Genomic DNA, 20,007 nt, shown 5'->3' with positions numbered 1-20,007 from the left:
ACTAAAGCTTTATTGTACTTTGGCAAACTCTTCTTTAGAAAGTTCGCCATTACCGTCAGTATCTAGCTGATCAAATATTTTTACTAACTGTGTATTTGCCGCAGCTTCTTGCTGAGAAATAACACCATCGCCGTTGGTATCAAAAGAGGCAAAATCCACTGCTGCATAGGCTGCTGCTGAAGACGCTAAAACTAAAATCGCAAGTGATGTATTTAATACTTTCATAATAATCTCCTAAAAATGAGAGGTCCTTCTCAGAAATCCCTGGCTGTGAAAAATAACCGAAAAAGTAATTAGTAGTTAGCAAACTCTGCTTTAGAAAGCTCACCGTTACCATCTGTATCTAACTCTGCAAATTGTGCGATTAAATCGGAATCTACCGACGCTTCACTTTGGCTAATTGCGCCATTACCATCTACATCAAGGGTATCAAAATCACTTGCTGCAAAAGCGGCTGATGACGATGCTAGAGCGATAAGTGCGAGTGCTTTATTTAACTGTTTCATAATTTAATCCTTTACTATGTTATTCAATGCTTTATCAAAAAATTAGATATACTAAGGTTTATACTTTCCTTGTTATTCTTTTTCATAAGCTCCCTTGCTTACTTAGGTTGTCTTTGGCAACACAGAATTTTATCAACCTTGCATTTTGCTTATGCTTTAGAAAATTCTTCTTTTGATAACTCACCGTTTTGGTCAGTATCAAGCTCTGAGAAAATACTCATTAACTCTGCATCAACAGCAGCTTCGCTTTGACTAATTGCGCCATTACCATCTACATCAAGGGTATCAAAATCACTTGCTGCAAAAGCGGCTGATGACGATGCTAGAGCGATAAGTGCTAACGTTTTATTTAATGTTTTCATAATCAATCTTCCTTCAAAGTTTATGTTAACTGCGATTAAGTGCTTCACTTTAAATCACGTTTAATGCAATACAGCTTAACTATTACAACTTCGATGCCAACATTTAAAACATCAATAACTTCAATTAGTTAAAGGTAACATGCACTTAAAGGTGATAATTAACTGTCTATTTTTGTTGCCTTTTTGCAACACACTTTAAGCCCAAACAATAAGTTCGAACAAATTCAATGCCTTACAAAAAGCAAAAAACGCCACAGATTATAAATACACACTGTAAGGAGACTGTTTAGCTGGGGTATTCAACTCGGTTACAGCTGAATAATTTTTGAAATGAAAATAACCAATAGCTTTTATTTTTATAAATAATTGTTTTTTATCGATTATTTTATTTTTATCAATGCAGGTATGCGTTATTTAAAATTAAATTTAATAAATCGCTATTTTGTTGCAAAATAGCGAAATGTACAGTTACTCGGTTTCTGATTGGAGTATTGAAGGGTCAATAAAGTGATCCCCCATAAAGCTTTTCATTTCTTCTTCGCTGGCTAATAGCTTTATTCCACAGTAAGCACCTTGAACGTGTTCTTTCACGCTACAAATTTCTCCCTGAAAGTCTTTAACTTGCTTATTACTGCTATCGAGGATGATTGAGCATTGCATCCCTTTAATGTTTTCGGCCTGGGCTTTGTCTTTAAGATCAAACTTTACGCCCGTTAGCGAAATATCTTTAATTACCCCGTCGAGTATCCTGTCATCACTAAGTTTTAGCTTGGCCGATAATAAGGTAGGTATACGAGTTTGCGAGCGTAAATCGAATAACTGCACTTGCTTTGGGTAATTAATAAAAAGTAAGCGTGCGGGATGAGATGCAACTGACATTATTTGCTGACGAAAAGCGATAACCTGCCCACCACTTCCCTCTATTAGTGCTCTTACTACCACCATTACCCCATCGTGCAGGTAGTCGCTTGCTGTAGGCAGGCGCTTTGAGCTCGGATAGTTTAAAATAATAAATCGATTTTCGAGCAAACCTATAAACTCTGTTTTTACACGCTTGCTGGCTGTTGGTGTTAAAATTTCAAGATCAACCATGGCACCAGACATTATTTGGTGTAACTTTTCTAGGTTAGTTGTTGGCATATCCTTTTCCCTAATACTCTTTATAAACTAACAATTAAATTATCCGCGCCAAAATGTAGGCGTAAACAGCACTAATAAAGTAAATATTTCTAAACGGCCAAATACCATAGCAATGGTAAGCAACCATTTAGCACCATCACTAATAGACCCATAGTGCGATGCAACATCTCCTAAGCCCGGGCCAAGGTTATTTAAACACGCTGCAGTAGCAGAAAATGCTGTAATGTTATCCATACCGGTTCCCATCAGCGCTAGCATAATAATTATAAACACCAATGCGTACGCTGAGAAAAACCCCCATACAGCTTCTACTACTTTGTCTGGCAACGCTTTGCTGCCTAACTTGATAGAATATATAGCCCGAGGATGCACTAGCCTATTAAGCTCTCGCACGCCTTGTAAGTATAGTAAGAATACGCGCACCACTTTCATACCGCCACCGGTAGAGCCCGCACAGCCACCTATAAAGCTCGAAAATATAAGCAGTATTGGTAAAAATAATGGCCAAGCCGAAAAGTTATCGGTGGCAAATCCTGCCGTACTGCTAATTGAAACAGCATGAAATAGCGCTTGGTCGAGTGTTTCATCGCCATTGGCATACACTTCATGAGACGAAAGCACGGTAAAGCAAATAACCACCAGCGCTAACTGAATACATAAAAACACTTTAAACTCAGGGTCGCGAATATAAACACTGATATTTCTACTTGCTACCGCAGCGTAATGCAGTGAAAAGTTAATGGCTGCAATAATTAAAAAGAACACACAAATAAAGTTAATTACTGGGCTATCAAAATGCCCCATAGAGGCATCATAAGTAGAAAACCCACCAATGGCGACCGTTGAGAACGCATGGCTTATTGCGTCAAACCAATCCATACCTGCAATCCAATATGCCAAGGTACACGCAAGCGTAATTGACACATATATATACCAAAGGTGCTTTGCGGTGTCGGCAATTCGCGGGGTCATTTTAGAGTCTTTTACTGGCCCTGGTATTTCGGCGCGATATAGCTGCATACCACCAACCCCTAGCATAGGTAAAATAGCAACCGCCAATACAATGATCCCCATACCGCCAAACCACTGTAGTTGTTGGCGATAAAATAATACCGATTTAGGCAAGTACTCTATACCGGTTAGTACCGTTGCTCCGGTGGTGGTTAACCCCGAAAACGCTTCAAATACCGCATCAGCCAGTGATAGGTTTGGCTCTTGTAAAAATATCAGCGGTAAGGATGCAAACGCGCCAAGTACCAACCAAAACAACACAACAATTAAAAACCCTTCCCGCGCTTTTAAATCGCCATCTTCGTGGCGGTTAGGGTAATAAGCCATTAAGCCAATAGTGACACTAAAAATAAAAGCCAAAACAAAAGGAACACCACCACCGTCTTTATAAATTAAAGACACGATTGCCGGAGGCACCATGGTAATACTAAACAGTGCAACAAGTTGCCCAAGGATTTTTATAATGGTACGAAATTGCATTTAGCGTATCGCTTTTATTATTAGTAAGTTTAACGAGTAAGATATTGTCTTACTCTTTAATGGTTAACTCAACCGCGCCGTGGCTTAAATCAAAAATATCTTTAATTGCTTGCGTCGCTTGGCGGCTATCAATAGTAATAACCCATTCAATATTAGCAGTAAATTGCTTATCGATGTTAAGCACTTGATACTTCGTTTTTAATAGTTGCTCAATAACGCCTTGCATACTGTATTCACTACTACCAATTAGCTCAATACTTGGCACTTTATTTATCGTTGATAAGTTAGCTAATGCATTATTTAATGTGCCTCCATAAGCACGTACTAAACCGCCTGTACCTAGCTTTATACCACCAAAATAACGCGTAACCACAGCGGTAACTTCACCAAGCCCTGAGCCCATAAGCACATTTAACATAGGTTTACCGGCGGTGCCATTTGGCTCACCATCATCCGAAAACCCATACACATGGCTTCCTCCTGGTTTACCCGCTACGTGAGCCCAGCAATTATGCCGTGCATCGGCATACTTAGTTTCAATACTTTTTATAAACGCTTTAGCTGAACTTAAATCTGGGGTATGTGCAATATGCACAATAAAGGTGCTTTTTTTAATCTCTTCTTGATGAAAAGCATCTGCTGCTGGGTATTTATATTCTGACATTCGTTGATGAACCAAGTTATAAACCAAAAAATGGGGCCAACAGGCCCCTCTTTATAATACAGCTAGTCTAACGCGTGATTAATCTAGCGCTAAATTTCGTGTCATATTCTCAAGGCTATCTTCGTGTACTATGATGTTATCTTCAATACGAATACCACCATAAGGCTTAAACGACTCTACCTTTTGCCAATTAATAAACTGTTTATTATCGGTTTGTGCTAAATCGCCTAGCAAAGAGTCGATAAAGTATAGTCCAGGCTCAATAGTAAACACTTGGTTTTTTTCAATTATGCGAGTACAACGCAAAAATGGATGTCCCTCTGGAGCTGCTTGTTGTGCGCCCATTTCATCAGCCATAAAACCACCCATGTCGTGCACTTGTAAACCTAGGTGATGCCCTAAACCATGTGGGAAGAAGGTAGAGGTAATTTTACGTTCAACTATTTCCTCAGCCGGTAGCTTAACAATATCAAAGTCGCTAAGTATTTGTGCAACGCTATTGTGACACTCAACATGTAAATCACCATAAAGCATGCCGGGTTTTAACCCCGTACCTAACTCTATTTGCGCTGCAGTCATTGCTTGCACTAGCTCTGCAAATTCGCCTTGTTTTTTAAAGTCATACGTACGGGTAATATCTGCCGCATAGCCATTAAAATTAGCGCCTGCATCTATTAAAAATGAGTTGTGTTGCTGCGGTGCTTTTGCCTCAAAGTGCGTGTAGTGCAAAATGGCGCAGTTTTCGTTTAGCGCCACAATGTTGCCATAAGGCATTTCGTTTTCACTTTGGCGAGTTGCCATTAAGTAAGCTTGCTGAATATCAAACTCACTGCCACCATTAAAAAAGGTATCGCGGGCAGCTTTGTGGCCATCTACTGCAATACGGTTGGCGTTGCGTAAACATTCAAGCTCATATTGGGTTTTATAAGCGCGGTGGTAATGAAAGTAATTTAGTACCGGCTCAGGATTCATAACACTAAAGCCTAGTGCTTGTGCTACTTCTAAGTATTCGCCCACATAAGCGTAGTTAGCTTTGTCGTAGGGCAATAGTTTTTCAACCTGATCGGGCTGTAATAACAATTCAATGTCAAAATACTCAGCCCAAAAATCGCGCGGCTCATCTGGCACTTTATGCCAAAAATCAACCGGACGATAAAAAATAAGTTTAGGCTTGTCGCTACCATTTACCACAATCCAGCAATGTGGATTGTCTAGTACTGGTAACCAAGCTTTAAAGTGTGGATTAACTTTAAACGGATAATACATATCATCTAAAAACTGACGCTTAGCTTGGCCCGAGTGAATAACTAATCCCTCTAACCCTTCACGTTCACAAATTGTACGAGTACGTTGTTGCAGTGTTGCAATATGTTCGGCGTATAAAACGGCTAATTTATCCATAATAAACCCATCTGTTGTATTTAACTTGCTTTGAGTCTACCACACACACAATCCATACCCAAAGCGCTCAAAATAAGGGGAACATCTAACCTTATTAGCATCCCCTTACCTTTATTAATTATCCGCCCATTTTCATTTCGAGTAGCGGCGCCAGTATATTTCCCTCGCGGTGTAAACGCGTATGATAAACCTGCCTGTAGGCAAATACGTTTTTAACATAATCGCGAGTTTCTCTATACGGGATCAATTCAATCCATAGCTCTGCTGGAATAGCTTCATCTGGTAACCAGCGTTTAATACGATGATACCCTGCGTTATATGAAGCTGTTGCCAATATTTCATTGCCGTGGTTTTTCTTTTTTAAATACTGCAAATAGCGCGTACCTAATCTTATATTTGTTTGTGGTTGATATAAGCGGCGGCTCGACACACTGCCTTTATTTACGTAATCGGCAGTACTGGGCAATAACTGCATTAACCCTCGCGCATTTGCTGATGAACGTGCATCGGGGGCAAATGAGCTTTCACGGCGCGCAATGGCAATACTCCACGCCACGTCTATTTTACTGCGCTTACTGTAGCGCTCAAATACATCTTGAAACGCAAACGGAAAACGCTGCTCTACGTTATCCCACGCTTTTATTTTTGCCAGTGTAAAAATAGTGCTGTCATGCCAACCCAGCTCTGTGGAGAGTATTGAAGCAGCTAACTTTTCTTCGTCACTCGAGGTGTTTGTTAGGTAATTCCATTCGCGACGTGCCGAGGTAAAGCGCTCAAGCTCATAAAAAGCTTTCGCACGCTTGTAGCCCGGGGCATTTTTTACTTTATTAACAAGCGCCTGATCAACAACTAAAGGTTGGTTATTTAAATCAACCGGTAACCCTAATCGTGCCGCGGCTAAAAAACCATAATAATCGCGATTAGCTGCTACTGTTTTCCAAATAGCGTCTGCTTTTTGTTGCTCACCACGTTTTGCGTAGCTGTACGCTAACCAGTATTGCTGGCCAAGACTTAAGTTATCTTTACCAGTAAAAAAGGCTGCAATACCCTCCCAATCTTGGGTTTTAAGCATATTACCGAGTTGCCACTGAATTAGTTTGCTGTCTTGGCGATCTTTTGGCACTTTGTTTAGCCAAAAGCTTGCTTGTTTATGTCCGCTGGAAGCAAGCGACAGTGCAAAGGTATAATACACATCTGCTTTAGCTGCATCGCTGTAAGTAAATATTTGCTCTAGCTTTTCCCATGCTTTTAAAGCAAGCTCTTTATCGCGCCAAATTAAACGCTTTACACCATAAAGAGCTATTTGCCCTTCTTTAACCGACTTATTTTTGTATCTGTATAATCCGGCTGCAGCACTTGGATCGCGGCGTACTTTTAAGTATAAATCAGCTAAGTAACCTTCATTACTGGGTAGTAATGTTTTTAAATAAGGTAATAGGCTTTGAGTACCGCCTTCTGCCGCCATAGTCACCCGCTGCCAAACAGCTTCTTTACTCATATAGCCTTTTTTACGCCATAACGAAAAAAGCCCATCGCACGCTTTAGGTTGCGACTTGCCTACCGTCCATAAATCAGTTACTTGGTTAAATATCGCTTTTTCTGGCGCACCTAAATCAAGTTGATAATCTAAATATGTACAAGTCAGTTCAGTATCAGAGGTTTTACGGTAATTGCGAATATACGCTGCTTTTTTATTATGCTTTTCTAAATAGCTTAACCATGCTTTACGCACTGGCCACTCTAGCGGCGTATGCTGATAAATAGTGAGGTAATCCTCTATTTCTGCTTGGTGTTTTATATCGGGATGTCGTTGCCAATATACTTTTTCAACATAAGGCTTTAATGGATGATCAAGATTACTTATAGCCATTTTAAAGTCTTGGTAATCACCATAGCGAACTTTTTTTTCAGCGTCTAAAAATGCATCGTTATCGATGTTTGCCTCAACGCAGTGAAGAGGGAAAATAAAAACCGCTGCCATAGCATTTAATAAATATTTTTTCATAATGCCTTCATAATAAAATTAAAATAATAAGCAAAAACTTTTGTTCCACCATAGCACCAAACAAGCTATATTTTAACCAACTGTTTTGTAACCAAGTTAAATTTTTCGTTGCATTTTTAATTCAAAGCAAGCACACTGATTAAATCGCAACTCATCGTACCAGTCTTAGTTCGTCAACTAGGGAGAATAATAATGTTATATAAAAGCGATTCCTTTGAAGTTAGCTTCATAAAGGAAAACATCGCCGAGTTTAAGTTTTGTGCTACAGCTTCTGTAAACACACTATCTCAGCAAACCCTTTCAGATTGCGCAACAGCATTAAAACAATTAGCTGCAAATACTGATATAAAAGGCATGATTTTTACCAGTGATAAAGAACACTTTATTATTGGTGCCGACGTATTCGAATTTTTACCTATATTTACTAGATCTGAAGCAGAACTAGTAACTTGGATAAAAGAAGCCACTGACGTTTTTGACGCTATCGAAGACTTACCATTCCCAACTCTAAGCGCTGTAAATGGCTTAGCACTTGGCGGTGGCTGTGAGTGGGTACTTGCTACCGATTATCGTGTAGCAAGCGAAACTGCACAAATGGGTCTTCCAGAAGTAACCCTTGGCATAATGCCTGGTTTTGGTGGCACAGTACGCTTACCGCGCATTATTGGTGCCGATAACGCCATGATGTGGATTACCTCAGGTTCTACTAACCGCGCAGCAGATGCCCTTAAAGTAGGTGCTTTTGACGCAGTAGTTAGTGCTGACAAACTTATAGAGTCAAGTGTATCAACACTTGAATTAGCAATTGCTGGCAAGCTCGATTGGCAAGCAAAACGCAATGTAAAGCTACAACCACTTAAATTAAATCGTGTTGAGCAAGGCATGAGCTTTGCAATGGCTGAAGGCATGGTAATGGCTAAAACTAAAGGCCACTATCCTGCACCTGTAATGGCTTTAAAAACCATTAAAGCAGCTGCTAACTGTACTCGTGATGAAGCAATGGCAATCGAAAATGCCAACTTTGCTAAATTAGCAGGCACGCCAGAAGTTGCCGCGCAAATTGGTATATTTCTAGCCGACCAGTACATTAAAGGTAAATCACGTAAACTTGCTAAACAAAGCGATGTAGAAATTAAACAAGCTGCAGTGTTAGGTGCTGGCATTATGGGCGGCGGTATTGCATACCAGTCTGCTTATAAAGGTACACCTATTATAATGAAAGACATCCAACAGGATGCACTTGACTTAGGTATGGGCGAAGCCTCTAAGTTACTTGGCCAAAAAGTTAAACGTGGCCATATGTCGATGGAAAAAATGCTTGGTACGCTAAGCAAAATTAAACCGACCCTTAATGATTCTGATCTACAAAGTGCCGATATTATTGTTGAAGCCGTAGTAGAGAACCCTAAAGTTAAGCAAGCAGTACTTGCAGAGCTTGAGAAAACCATGCCAGAGGGCACGGTACTTACCTCAAACACTTCAACTATTTGTATTGATTTACTTGCAGAAGCGTTAGATAAACCAGAAAACTTCTGTGGTATGCACTTTTTTAACCCAGTACCAAAAATGCCGTTAGTAGAAATTATCCGTGGTGCAAAAACCTCTGATAAAACCATTAACGCCGTAGTTGATTACGCGCTTAAATTAGGCAAGTCTCCTATTGTTGTTAACGATTGCCCTGGCTTTTTTGTAAACCGTGTTTTATTCCCTTACTTTGCAGGTTTTAGCAAATTAGTAGTTGAAGGTGCTAACTTTGCAAAAGTAGATAAAGTAATGGAAAACGTATTTGGCTGGCCTATGGGTCCGGCTTACTTACTTGATGTTGTAGGTATTGATACCGCTTTTCATTGTACTGGCGTAATGGCCGATGGTTTCCCTGAGCGCATGGCGCGTGCAGATAAAGACCCAGTGACTATTTTTGCTAACGAAAAGCGTTTTGGCCAAAAGAACAAAGCTGGTTTTTATAAGTACGAAACAGATCGTCGCGGTCGTCTTAAAAAATCGCATGACGAAACTGCAATTGAGCTGCTTAAGCCAATTACTGAAGCAGAAAAAGCATTCGATAAACAAGAAATCATTGACCGTTGTATGATCCCAATGCTTAACGAAGTACTACTTTGTTTACAAGAAGGCATTGTTGCATCACCACAAGAAGCTGATATGGCACTTGTTTACGGTGTTGGTTTCCCTCCATTTAGAGGCGGCGCGTTCCGTTACTTAGATCAAACAGGTTTAGCTAACTTTGTGGCAACTGCCGACAAATATGCTCACTTAGGTGCGATTTATCAAGTATCAGAGCAAACTCGTCAATGGGCCGAAGAAGGTCGTGTTTTCTATAAGGTGGAAGGTTAATATCATGAATAATCCAGTAATTGTAGATTGTATCCGCACACCTATGGGTCGTTCTAAAGGTGGCGTATTCAAAAATAAACGTGCCGAAGACTTAAGCGCACATTTAATGAAAGGCTTACTCGATCGCAACCCAGCAGTTGATCCAGCATCAATTGACGATATTTATTGGGGTTGTGTACAGCAAACATTAGAGCAAGGCTTTAACGTTGCACGTAACGCTGCATTACTTGCCGGTATTCCGCATAGCGTACCAGCAGTAACAGTTAACCGTTTATGTGGCTCGTCAATGCAAGCATTGCATGACGCAGCACGCGCAATAATGACTGGCGCTGGCGACACTTACCTAATTGGTGGTGTTGAGCACATGGGCCACGTACCTATGACTCACGGTAACGACTTTCACCCAGGTTTAGCAACAAGCATTGCACAAGCTGCTGGCTCTATGGGCTTAACAGCTGAATACCTAGCAACACTGCATGGCATTAGCCGTGAGCAGCAAGATGAATTTGCGTACCGCTCACATCAACGTGCTCAAGCTGCAACTGTTGAGGGACGTTTTCGCCGCGAAATTTTAGCAATGGAAGGTCACGCAGCAGATGGTTCTCTTATCTTAGTTGAAGACGACGAAGTAATTCGTCCAGAAACAACGGTAGAAGGCCTATCAAAGCTGCGCCCAGTGTTTAATCCTGCATCGGGTACGGTAACAGCCGGAACTTCTTCTGCACTTTCTGACGGCGCATCTGCAATGTTAGTAATGAGCGAAGCAAAAGCAAAAGAACTTGGCTTACCAATTCGCGCACGCATTAAAGCAATGGCAGTAGCGGGTTGCGATCCATCAATCATGGGTTACGGCCCAGTACCAGCAAGCAAAAAAGCACTTGCACAAGCCGGTATTACAATTGATGACTTAGGCGTAGTTGAGCTTAACGAAGCCTTTGCAGCACAATCATTACCTGTAATGAAAGATTTAGGGTTAATGGATGTAGTTGACGAAAAAGTGAATTTAAACGGCGGCGCAATCGCACTTGGACACCCACTAGGCTGTTCGGGTTCGCGTATTAGCACCTCGCTTATTCACTTAATGGAAGACAAAAATGTACGATACGGTTTAGCAACTATGTGTATTGGTTTAGGCCAAGGCATTGCCACTGTATTTGAACGTGTTCAAGACTAATTAGTTTAAACATGTAAAACCATCTTGGTGATTAAAAAGGCGAACTGATTTTATGCAGTTCGCCTTTTTTATTGGTTTATTTTTAGTTGTTTTATATGGTTATATTGAAAAACTGGAATACTGTGATCGGGTGTATTATTTGTTATTGCCAAGCTCTATTGATTAAGTCCTTTAATTAAATAAGGTGTGTAATTTAGATATGAGTAAAATAGTTAAATAACGCTTTAAATTGCGCTAAACTCTACAACTTATAAAATGTAAAACCCTAATGTGCAGCAATCGCTTTAACTAAACAGGCAAATTTATTATGAGCTTTAATAACCCCGATCACCAATTAGATGCCATAGGCCTTCGCTGCCCAGAGCCAGTGATGATGGTACGCGCTGCTATTCGTAAAATGAATGATGGTGAAACGTTATTAATAACCGCTGATGACCCATCAACAACTCGCGACATTCCGAGCTTTTGTACGTTTATGGATCACACGCTGGTGGCTAAAGATGCAGAAGCAGCACCGTATAGATATGTAGTTAAGAAAGGGCTTTGAACTGGCGTAGGTTGGGTTTCGTTTCACTCAACCCAACCTACAGAAAATCTACTTCTTCGTTATCGTCACTTGTGGCTTGTCGTAATTACTGTAATCAATACTTACTATGTAGGTGCCTTTTATTGCGGGCGTATAGCTAAAGTAATTATAAATAGTATTACAGTCGGCAACTGCAGGTTGGCCTAGTGTTAGTTTTTGCCCTGCTGGCTGAGTATCGCTGTAGCCACAGTTGTAACCTTCACTAAAGTCGGCATCGGCAATTTTAAATTCGTATACTTTACCAGGCGTTGAAAATTTAACTTCTGCTTGATACAGCGATCGCGCTACTTGGGTAAATTGGTACTGTGGCTCTGCATCCCATAAGGTAAAGTCGCCCCTTAAATACACGGTACGATCTAATTTTTGTTGTGGTAATACATCATCAAGCGTTATTTGCGTAGAACAAGCAGTTAAAAAACTAACAAGTGCTAAGGTTAAAATACGTTTTATTGGGCTTTTCATTCGAGATCCTTACTTTATATATGCAGGTTAATAATACACCAAAATTAAAACTAAAAAGCCAGCAAAACGCTGGCTTTTTACATTATCGAATAATGTTATTTTTGTAGTACAGAAATGTCTGCAATACCTAAAAACAATCCGCTTAACTGACTTAAAAGCGCCAGACGATTTTGCTTAACTGCTTCGTCGTCGGCCATAACCATCACGTTATCAAAAAAGCTATCAACACTTTGACGAATACCAGCCAATTGGCTTAATGCTTCTTGGTAATTACCACTGGCGTAAAGTGGTGCAAGTTCAGTAGCAAATTTTGCTACTTGTGCCGCAAGTACTTTTTCAGCGTCGTCGGTTAGTAAACTTTCATCTACATTACCTTCGCTGGTAATGTCATTTTTAGCAAGTATATTACTTACGCGCTTATTAGCGGCTGCAAGCGCTTCTGCTGCGTCTAATGTGCGAAAATGGCTTACGGCTTTAACACGGCGATCAAAATCAACAGGTTTAGTCGGACGACGTGCAAGCACAGCTTGAATCACATCTACTTCTATTCCTTCGTCTTGATACCAAGCACGGAAACGCCCTAGCATAAACTCAAACACATCGGTTGATACATTAAGATTAGTTAGCTTATCGCCAAACAAGGTTTGCGATTTAGCAACTAGGTCTAAAATATCAAGCGGTAGCTCTTTTTCTACCATGATGCGCAATGCGCCAATAGCAGCACGGCGTAAAGCAAATGGGTCTTTGTCGCCTTTTGGCGCTTGGCCTATGCCAAAGATACCCACTAAGGTATCAAACTTATCGGCAATCGCTACTGCGCAACTAATTAAGTTGGTAGGTAAGCTGTCGCCTGCAAAGCGTGGCATATATTGCTCATTCTGCGCTAGTGCTACATCTTCAGCTTCGCCGTCAAAACGTGCGTAATGCATTCCCATAACACCTTGGATGTCGGTAAATTCCATCACCATTTCGGTCATTAAGTCAGTTTTACTCAATAAACCAGCACGTTGTGCTAGCTCTTTATCTGCACCAAGTTGCTGGGCAATATAACCGGCAAGCTCGCTAATACGCGCAGACTTGTCTTTAAGTGTACCTAACTGTTTTTGGAACAATACGCTATCGAGAGATTCTAAACGGCTTTCTAGTGTTTTCTTTTTATCGCTTTCAAAAAAGAATTGCGCATCGGCTAATCGAGGACGCACTACTTTTTCGTTACCCGAAATCACTACGCTAGGATCTTTACTTTCTATGTTAGACACAAACAAAAACTTATTTAAAAGTTTGCCGTTTTGATCTAAAAGCGGAAAGTATTTTTGATCATCTTTCATCGTGTAAATAAGCGCTTCGGCCGGTACTGCCAAAAACTCTTCTTCAAATGTAGCCGTTAATGTTACTGGCCATTCTACCAGTGATGTTACTTCTTCAAGTAAATCTTCATCCATGGCTACAACCGCATTTATTGCTTTTGCTGCAGCTTCTATTTGCGCTCGAATTTGCGCTTTACGCTGCTCGTAATCGGCAATAACGTAGGCTGATTTTAAAACATCAAAAATATCATCAGCATGGTTAATGGTAATTTTTTCAGGATGATGAAAGCGATGTCCTTGAAGCTGGTTACTTACCTGCTTACCCAGCACTTCACCTGTTACTAACTCATCACCCAATAAAATAGTTACCGTATGCACTGGACGAATAAATTGTGTTTTATTCGCGCCCCAACGCATTGGCTTAGGAATAGGTAATTTAGCCAGCGCTTTATTAATAACGTCAACCATCAGCGTTTTAGTTTCTTGCCCTGCTACTTTAGCAAGGTGCAGCAACCACGCGCCTTTGTCGGTTTCAAGTGTTTGCGCATCTTTTACTTCAATACCACAACCACGTGCCCAACCCATTGCAGCTTTAGTAGGATTGCCATCTGCATCAAACGCTGCCTTAATTGCTGGGCCGCGTTTTTCTACTTCTTTATCTTGTTGTTTTGCATCAAGCGCTATTACGCGAAGGCCTAAACGACGTGGTGATGCATACCAGCTTACGCCTTGATGCGCTAATTCTAATGTCTCTAGTTCTGCAGTTAAGTTTGCAGCAAATGCTTCTGCTAATTTACGCAGCGCTTTTGGTGGCAACTCTTCGGTGCCAATTTCTACTAATAAGTTTTGTGCTGACATGCCTACTTATCCTTACACAGCGGGAAACCAAGCGCTTCACGTTTATCATAATAACTTTGTGCACACGCTTTTGATAAAGCACGAACGCGTAGTATGTAACGTTGGCGTTCGGTTACCGAAATTGCGTGGCGCGCGTCTAATAAGTTAAATGCATGCGATGCCTTCATTACTTGCTCATAAGCCGGTAACGGTAAATTTGCTTCAATTAACTTTTGGCTCTCTGCTTCACATTTATCAAACTGAGCAAATAGATCTTCTACGTTGGCGTGCTCAAAGTTATAAGTAGATTGTTCTACTTCATTTTGATGAAACACATCGCCGTAAGTTACTCGCCCAAGCGGGCCATCAGCCCAAACTAGGTCGTAAATACTGTCTACGCCCTGAATATACATGGCTAAACGCTCTAGGCCGTAAGTGATTTCGCCAGTTACCGGTGAGCACTCAATGCCGCCCACTTGTTGAAAGTAGGTAAACTGGGTTACTTCCATGCCGTTTAACCAAATTTCCCAACCTAGGCCCCACGCACCTAAGGTAGGTGATTCCCAGTTGTCTTCAACAAAGCGCACTTCGTCTGTTAAGGTATCTATGCCTACGGCCGCTAAAGAGCCTAAATAAAGCTCTTGAATATTATCTGGCGAAGGCTTTAGCACAACCTGAAACTGGTAATAATGCTGTAAGCGGTTTGGGTTTTCGCCGTAACGGCCATCGGTAGGTCGTCGACACGGTTGTACGTATGCACTCGACATTGGCTCTGGGCCAATCGATTTTAAAAATGTTTGCGGGTGGAATGTCCCAGCGCCCACTTCCATATCAAGTGGTTGAATAATAACGCAGCCTTGCTGCGCCCAATAATCCTGTAAAGCCAGGATCAAACCTTGAAAGGTTTTAACGTCATATTTTTGCATATTTGGCTTTTTACTATCTGAGAAGTAGCGTGAAAATTACCCTCAGTATACCTTGTGCACACGCAGGTTTTAAGCAGTTTGTGCAATTGAAAAAATAAAAAAGGAGCCATTGGCTCCTTTTTTGTGAGTAGTATTACTAATTATACGTCTAGGTTAACTACGCGTAGCGCGTTCTGTTCTATAAACTCGCGACGAGGTTCTACTTGGTCACCCATTAGCGTTGCAAATAACTGATCAGCAGCTACTGCATCTTCAACGGTTACTTGTAGCATACGACGTGCATCGGGATCCATTGTAGTTTCCCACAGCTGACTTGGGTTCATTTCGCCCAACCCTTTATAGCGCTGTATATAGAGGCCACGCTTAGATTCAGCAATTAGCCAGTCTAAAGCATCCACAAAGTTATCAACAGGTTGTGTTTTCTCACCGCGTTGAATATAAGCGCCTTCAGTAATGATATTTGCAATGTTTACACCAGTAACAGCAATGCGCTGATAATCGCGTGAAGCTATAAAATCATAATGAAGTACGTGCGCTTTATCTACACCGTGCTGACGAATTTTCACTACTGGGTAGTATAAATTGCGCTCAGTATCGTGCTCTGTTGCAGCTTGGAAAATAGTAGCATCTTCATCACGATCAATTAAGTCATCAACTAATTCTTTAGTCCATGCTATTACTTTAGCTTCATCTGAAAGATCTTCTTTTTTCAGTTCACTTTGGTAAATAAGACGGTTCATTACAGTATTAGGAAACTTACGTTTTAGACGCTCAATTACCTTAACGGTATTTTGATAATCGTGAACAATTTTTTCTAGTGCTTCGCCTTCAATACCGCTTGCATCTGTACTGGTGTACAAAGTTGCATTATTTAAAGCAAGTGTTGTTAGGTATTCAACTAGTGCTGGATCATCTTTAATATAACGCTCTTGCTTACCTTTTTTCACTTTATAAAGTGGTGGTTGTGCAATATAAATATATCCGCGCTCAACAATTTCAGGCATTTGGCGATAAAAGAACGTAAGTAATAAGGTACGAATGTGCGAACCATCCACGTCAGCATCCGTCATGATAATGATACGGTGATAGCGCAGTTTTTCAGGATTATATTCATCACGACCAATACCACAACCTAATGCCGTAATGAGTGTTGCTACTTCTTGTGATGAAAGCATTTTATCAAAACGTGCTTTTTCTACGTTTAATATTTTACCTTTAAGCGGAAGAATAGCTTGGTTTTTACGGTTACGTCCCTGCTTGGCTGATCCGCCAGCAGAGTCTCCTTCCACTATGTATAGTTCTGATTGTGCTGGATCTTTTTCTTGGCAATCGGCTAACTTACCAGGTAAACCGGCTAAGTCCATTGCACCTTTACGACGTGTCATTTCACGTGCTTTACGTGCAGCTTCACGCGCACGTGACGCATCTATTATCTTACCTACAACAATTTTGGCATCTGTTGGGTGTTCTAATAAAAACTCAGTGAATTTTTCAGCCATTGCTTGTTCAACCGCAGACTTAACTTCGCTCGAAACTAGCTTGTCTTTAGTTTGTGATGAAAACTTAGGATCTGGTACTTTAACACTTACAACAGCAGTTAAGCCTTCACGAGCGTCATCACCCGTTGCATTACTGGTTGTTTTAGCTTTTTTGTTAAAGCCTTCTTTTTCCATATAGTTGTTAAGTGTACGTGTTAGCGCAGATCTAAAACCGGCTAAGTGAGTACCACCATCGCGTTGTGGGATGTTATTTGTAAAACAGTATATGTTTTCTTGATAAGCATCATTCCACTGCATTGACACTTCAACAACAATACCATCTTCTTCACGCGTATGTGTAAAGTGAAATACACCTTTATGTATAGGTGTTTTATTACGGTTTAAATACTCTACAAACGCTCTGATACCGCCTTCGTATTTAAAGTGATCACTTTTATTCTCTTCACGCTCATCATTTAAAATAATGCTTACGCCAGAGTTTAAAAATGAAAGCTCGCGTAAGCGCTTAGCTAAAATGTCGTAATGAAAATCTAAGTTAGTAAATGTTTGATCACTTGGCCAAAAACGTAACTCTGTACCAGTTGTGTCTGCGTCGCCAATTACGGCTAATGGCGCATCTGGTACACCATGAGAGTATGTTTGCTCATGAAGTTTACCTTCACGGCGAATTGTTAATTTAAGCTTTTCTGATAATGCGTTAACAACCGATACACCAACACCGTGTAAGCCACCTGAAACTTTATAAGAGTTATCATCAAACTTACCACCGGCATGCAGTACCGTCATGATTACTTCGGCTGCAGATACACCTTCTTCTTCATGAATTGAAGTTGGGATACCACGGCCGTTATCTCGTACAGATACCGAACCATCTAAGTGAATCGTTACAAAAATATCATCACAATGACCTGCTAAGGCTTCATCTATAGAGTTATCGACGACCTCAAACACCATATGGTGTAAGCCCGTGCCATCATCGGTGTCCCCTATATACATTCCAGGACGCTTTCTTACTGCGTCTAATCCTTTAAGTACTTTTATACTCGACGAGTCATAATTCTCAGACATGGTTAATCCCACTTATCTTGTTATTAGGTTGCCATGTTTCACGTGGAACATTTGCAGTTCTCGTTGCATGGGTTCCACCACAGCAGAAATACTTTCAGACAAAATTGAAGATATAAAAATTTGAGAACTGCAGTGAGCTAATAGTTGCCCCACTTTCTCTTTTGTATCTTCGCTTAATTCTGAAGGTAAATCATCTATTAGCAATATAGATTGCTTATCTGTCTCTGACTCAATTAAACTATTTTGCGTTACTTTTAACGCATAAAGTAATAGCTTTAATTGTCCACGAGAGAAAATATTCTCAACGCTACTGCCAGCGACACTAAAACTAAAATCAGCCTTATGAGGCCCTTTACTAGTAAAACCTTGGCGAGCATCTCGCTCAAAGTTTAACTCTAATGCATCGCTAAGAGATTCGCTCTCTTTCCAGCCGGCATTAAAGCTTATTTCTAAATCGCGTATTAGCGTTAATTCTGCACACATTTTATCAAAAAACTGCTGCTTAAACCTACTTATATACGCCATTCTTAATTTATTTATTTGCTCAGCCAGTCTAACAAATTCTTTGTCCCAAAACTTAATTTGGTCAAAATAATTCTTTGGCTTACTTTTTAGTAGCGCATTTCGTTGTTTTAACACTTTATTGAACGATTGCCATAAAAAGAAAAACTCATGTTCCACGTGGAACAAACCTAAATCTAAAAACTTTCTGCGCTCTTTAGGCCCACCAAAAAATAACGAGTAACTCTCTGGAGTAATTATTTGTACCGGCATAAGCTGTGCAAGTTCTGATATTTTTCGGCTCGCCTTACCTTGAATTTTTAAATTCGTTTCGCCCGCTTGGGTTTTACTAATACCAATAGGAATAGATAAGTCGTGTATAGCTTTGCGGCCATGGATTACAAACTGCTCTTGCTGATGCGCAATAATACTTTTATGCTTTGATGTTCTAAAAGATTTGCCGTGTGAAAGGTAATAAATAGCTTCTAAAAGGCTGGTTTTTCCGCTGCCGTTTTCACCATAAATTATATTAACGCCGTTAACTGGTTCTAGCGTCAGCGCCTCAATATTACGAAAATATTTGAGGCTCAAATGACTTAAGCTCATTGGGTACTTATAGTCTTATAAACGCATAGGCATAACTACGTACATTGCTTCTTCATCGCCTGCACCTTCAATTAGTGCGCTGCTGTTTGAATCGGCCAATGTAAACAGTACATCTTCTGTTTTTAATGTGTTTAATACATCAAGTACATAAGAAACGTTAAAGCCTATTTCTAGGTCGGCGCCTTCGTAACCAACCTCTACTACTTCCTCAGCTTGTTCTTGCTCAGGGTTATTAGCAGTGATTTTTAACAAACCATTGGATAAGTTTAAACGCACACCTCTAAACTTTTCGTTAGATAAAATAGAGACTCGCTGAAACGCACTACGTAACCATTCGCGATTAGCAGTAATGACTTTATCGCCACCACGAGGTAACACACGGCGGTAATCAGGAAAGCGTCCATCAACTAACTTACTAGTAAAGGTAAACTCTATATCGATAATACGAATATGATTAGCACCAAACTGAATAGTGACTAGTTCTTCGTCGGCTACCATAAGGCGCATAATTTCTTGCACCCCTTTACGAGGTATAATTAGCTGACGCTGCGTATTAAGCGATTGCTTTAATTGCTTTTGTGCAATAGCTAAGCGATGTCCATCAGTGGCCACTGTTTTAATGTCAGTATTGTCTACTTCAAACGACATACCATTTAAATAGTAACGTACGTCTTGATTCGCCATCGAAAAATGCGTGCTTTCTAGTAATTTTCGCAGCTCTAAACGCGTTAGTTGAAACTCAACTTCGCCATCCCACTGTTCTAAATTAGGAAAGTCTTCGGCGGCTAAGGTCGTTAACGAAAAACGACTTTTACCGCTGGTTAGTAATAACTGATGCTCTTGTAAGCTTAACGTTAGGTCTGAACCATCTGGTAGGCTTTTACAAATATCGAGTAATTTTTTAGCCGGTAATGTTAACTTAGTATCGGCAATATCATCACCTACAAACACGCTTGCAACGAGTTCAATTTCAAGGTCGGTACCTGTCATTGAAAGTTGCCCGTTTTCTACTGCTAACAATACGTTAGATAAAATTGGCAATGTATGCTTACGCTCAATAGCGCCCGATACTTGCACTAATGGCTTTAAAAACTGTTGTCTTGATATTGTTATTTGCATA

The 20,007-nt window shown here is 40.5% G+C and carries 17 protein-coding genes; 3 read left to right on the top strand and 14 right to left on the bottom strand.

Annotation, left to right across the window (positions count from 1 at the left end; genetic code table 11):
* Positions 1–9: 9 nt before the first annotated feature.
* The 8 genes from I6F41_RS16045 to I6F41_RS16010 form a co-directional block, all read right to left on the bottom strand.
* Complete coding sequence (locus I6F41_RS16045; RefSeq protein WP_086996434.1) at positions 10–225, bottom strand: EF-hand domain-containing protein; 216 nt, start codon at positions 223–225, stop codon at positions 10–12.
* Between the two features lie 68 nt (positions 226–293).
* Complete coding sequence (locus I6F41_RS16040; protein WP_011326750.1) at positions 294–506, bottom strand: calmodulin; 213 nt, start codon at positions 504–506, stop codon at positions 294–296.
* 149 nt (positions 507–655) lie between these two features.
* Complete coding sequence (locus I6F41_RS16035) at positions 656–868, bottom strand: EF-hand domain-containing protein (RefSeq protein ID WP_058372236.1); 213 nt, start codon at positions 866–868, stop codon at positions 656–658.
* Between the two features lie 468 nt (positions 869–1,336).
* Entirely contained in the window at positions 1,337–2,008 is a 672-nt protein-coding gene (locus tag I6F41_RS16030) for a flagellar brake domain-containing protein (protein WP_089367525.1), read from the bottom strand.
* Positions 2,009–2,047: 39 nt separating this feature from the next.
* Positions 2,048–3,499 (bottom strand): TrkH family potassium uptake protein, encoded by a 1,452-nt coding sequence (locus tag I6F41_RS16025; protein WP_011326747.1) that lies wholly within the window; start codon positions 3,497–3,499, stop codon positions 2,048–2,050.
* A gap of 49 nt (positions 3,500–3,548) precedes the next feature.
* A complete protein-coding gene (locus I6F41_RS16020; RefSeq protein WP_197108754.1) occupies positions 3,549–4,163 on the bottom strand; it encodes a YigZ family protein in 615 nt (204 codons plus the stop codon).
* 78 nt (positions 4,164–4,241) lie between these two features.
* On the bottom strand, positions 4,242–5,564 hold the full coding sequence (pepQ, locus tag I6F41_RS16015; RefSeq protein ID WP_182684422.1) for a Xaa-Pro dipeptidase: 1,323 nt from the start codon (positions 5,562–5,564) through the stop codon (positions 4,242–4,244).
* Positions 5,565–5,682: 118 nt separating this feature from the next.
* Entirely contained in the window at positions 5,683–7,569 is a 1,887-nt protein-coding gene (locus I6F41_RS16010; RefSeq protein WP_011326744.1) for a transglycosylase SLT domain-containing protein, read from the bottom strand.
* A 192-nt stretch (positions 7,570–7,761) separates the two neighbouring features.
* Here I6F41_RS16010 and fadB point away from each other — a divergent pair, with 192 nt between their 5' ends.
* The 3 genes from fadB to tusA all read left to right on the top strand — a co-directional run bounded on the left by fadB (position 7,762) and on the right by tusA (position 11,642).
* Complete coding sequence (gene fadB, locus I6F41_RS16005) at positions 7,762–9,921, top strand: fatty acid oxidation complex subunit alpha FadB (protein WP_182684423.1); 2,160 nt, start codon at positions 7,762–7,764, stop codon at positions 9,919–9,921.
* Positions 9,922–9,925: 4 nt separating this feature from the next.
* Positions 9,926–11,095, top strand: coding sequence for an acetyl-CoA C-acyltransferase FadA (gene fadA, locus I6F41_RS16000; protein WP_011326742.1), 1,170 nt, complete (start codon positions 9,926–9,928; stop codon positions 11,093–11,095).
* Between the two features lie 307 nt (positions 11,096–11,402).
* Complete coding sequence (tusA, locus tag I6F41_RS15995) at positions 11,403–11,642, top strand: sulfurtransferase TusA (RefSeq protein WP_086996459.1); 240 nt, start codon at positions 11,403–11,405, stop codon at positions 11,640–11,642.
* 48 nt (positions 11,643–11,690) lie between these two features.
* Here tusA and I6F41_RS15990 read toward each other — a convergent pair whose 3' ends face one another.
* From I6F41_RS15990 to dnaN, 6 genes are all read right to left on the bottom strand, one after another.
* Entirely contained in the window at positions 11,691–12,143 is a 453-nt protein-coding gene (locus tag I6F41_RS15990; RefSeq protein ID WP_011326739.1) for a hypothetical protein, read from the bottom strand.
* 95 nt (positions 12,144–12,238) lie between these two features.
* Positions 12,239–14,308: a glycine--tRNA ligase subunit beta gene (glyS, locus tag I6F41_RS15985; RefSeq protein WP_011326738.1), complete on the bottom strand. Its 2,070-nt coding sequence runs from the start codon at positions 14,306–14,308 to the stop codon at positions 12,239–12,241.
* 2 nt (positions 14,309–14,310) lie between these two features.
* Complete coding sequence (gene glyQ, locus I6F41_RS15980; RefSeq protein WP_011326737.1) at positions 14,311–15,213, bottom strand: glycine--tRNA ligase subunit alpha; 903 nt, start codon at positions 15,211–15,213, stop codon at positions 14,311–14,313.
* Positions 15,214–15,353: 140 nt separating this feature from the next.
* Positions 15,354–17,780 carry a DNA topoisomerase (ATP-hydrolyzing) subunit B gene (gene gyrB, locus I6F41_RS15975; protein WP_182684425.1) on the bottom strand — a complete coding sequence of 809 codons (2,427 nt, stop codon included), beginning with the start codon at positions 17,778–17,780 and terminating at the stop codon, positions 15,354–15,356.
* 12 nt (positions 17,781–17,792) lie between these two features.
* Positions 17,793–18,887, bottom strand: coding sequence for a DNA replication/repair protein RecF (gene recF, locus I6F41_RS15970; protein ID WP_011326735.1), 1,095 nt, complete (start codon positions 18,885–18,887; stop codon positions 17,793–17,795).
* Between the two features lie 15 nt (positions 18,888–18,902).
* Positions 18,903–20,006: a DNA polymerase III subunit beta gene (dnaN, locus tag I6F41_RS15965; RefSeq protein WP_011326734.1), complete on the bottom strand. Its 1,104-nt coding sequence runs from the start codon at positions 20,004–20,006 to the stop codon at positions 18,903–18,905.
* Position 20,007 lies beyond the last annotated feature (1 nt).

Source organism: Pseudoalteromonas sp. SCQQ13 (genome assembly GCF_015864415.1).
GTDB lineage: Bacteria > Pseudomonadota > Gammaproteobacteria > Enterobacterales > Alteromonadaceae > Pseudoalteromonas > Pseudoalteromonas nigrifaciens.
This window is presented reverse-complemented; position numbering and strand designations above follow the sequence as displayed.

Excerpts from the sequence above, each read along its gene's own strand:
- fadB (WP_182684423.1), top strand. The coding sequence starts at position 7,762 with ATGTTATATAAAAGCGATTCCTTTGAAGTTAGCTTCATAAAGGAAAAC.
- I6F41_RS15990 (WP_011326739.1), bottom strand. The coding sequence starts at position 12,143 with ATGAAAAGCCCAATAAAACGTATTTTAACCTTAGCACTTGTTAGTTTT.
- I6F41_RS16030 (WP_089367525.1), bottom strand. The coding sequence starts at position 2,008 with ATGCCAACAACTAACCTAGAAAAGTTACACCAAATAATGTCTGGTGCC.
- dnaN (WP_011326734.1), bottom strand. The coding sequence starts at position 20,006 with ATGCAAATAACAATATCAAGACAACAGTTTTTAAAGCCATTAGTGCAA.
- tusA (WP_086996459.1), top strand. The coding sequence starts at position 11,403 with ATGAGCTTTAATAACCCCGATCACCAATTAGATGCCATAGGCCTTCGC.
- I6F41_RS16035 (WP_058372236.1), bottom strand. The coding sequence starts at position 868 with ATGAAAACATTAAATAAAACGTTAGCACTTATCGCTCTAGCATCGTCA.
- glyS (WP_011326738.1), bottom strand. The coding sequence starts at position 14,308 with ATGTCAGCACAAAACTTATTAGTAGAAATTGGCACCGAAGAGTTGCCA.
- I6F41_RS16045 (WP_086996434.1), bottom strand. The coding sequence starts at position 225 with ATGAAAGTATTAAATACATCACTTGCGATTTTAGTTTTAGCGTCTTCA.
- I6F41_RS16020 (WP_197108754.1), bottom strand. The coding sequence starts at position 4,163 with ATGTCAGAATATAAATACCCAGCAGCAGATGCTTTTCATCAAGAAGAG.
- glyQ (WP_011326737.1), bottom strand. The coding sequence starts at position 15,213 with ATGCAAAAATATGACGTTAAAACCTTTCAAGGTTTGATCCTGGCTTTA.
- I6F41_RS16040 (WP_011326750.1), bottom strand. The coding sequence starts at position 506 with ATGAAACAGTTAAATAAAGCACTCGCACTTATCGCTCTAGCATCGTCA.
- fadA (WP_011326742.1), top strand. The coding sequence starts at position 9,926 with ATGAATAATCCAGTAATTGTAGATTGTATCCGCACACCTATGGGTCGT.
- I6F41_RS16010 (WP_011326744.1), bottom strand. The coding sequence starts at position 7,569 with ATGAAAAAATATTTATTAAATGCTATGGCAGCGGTTTTTATTTTCCCT.
- gyrB (WP_182684425.1), bottom strand. The coding sequence starts at position 17,780 with ATGTCTGAGAATTATGACTCGTCGAGTATAAAAGTACTTAAAGGATTA.
- I6F41_RS16025 (WP_011326747.1), bottom strand. The coding sequence starts at position 3,499 with ATGCAATTTCGTACCATTATAAAAATCCTTGGGCAACTTGTTGCACTG.
- recF (WP_011326735.1), bottom strand. The coding sequence starts at position 18,887 with ATGAGCTTAAGTCATTTGAGCCTCAAATATTTTCGTAATATTGAGGCG.
- pepQ (WP_182684422.1), bottom strand. The coding sequence starts at position 5,564 with ATGGATAAATTAGCCGTTTTATACGCCGAACATATTGCAACACTGCAA.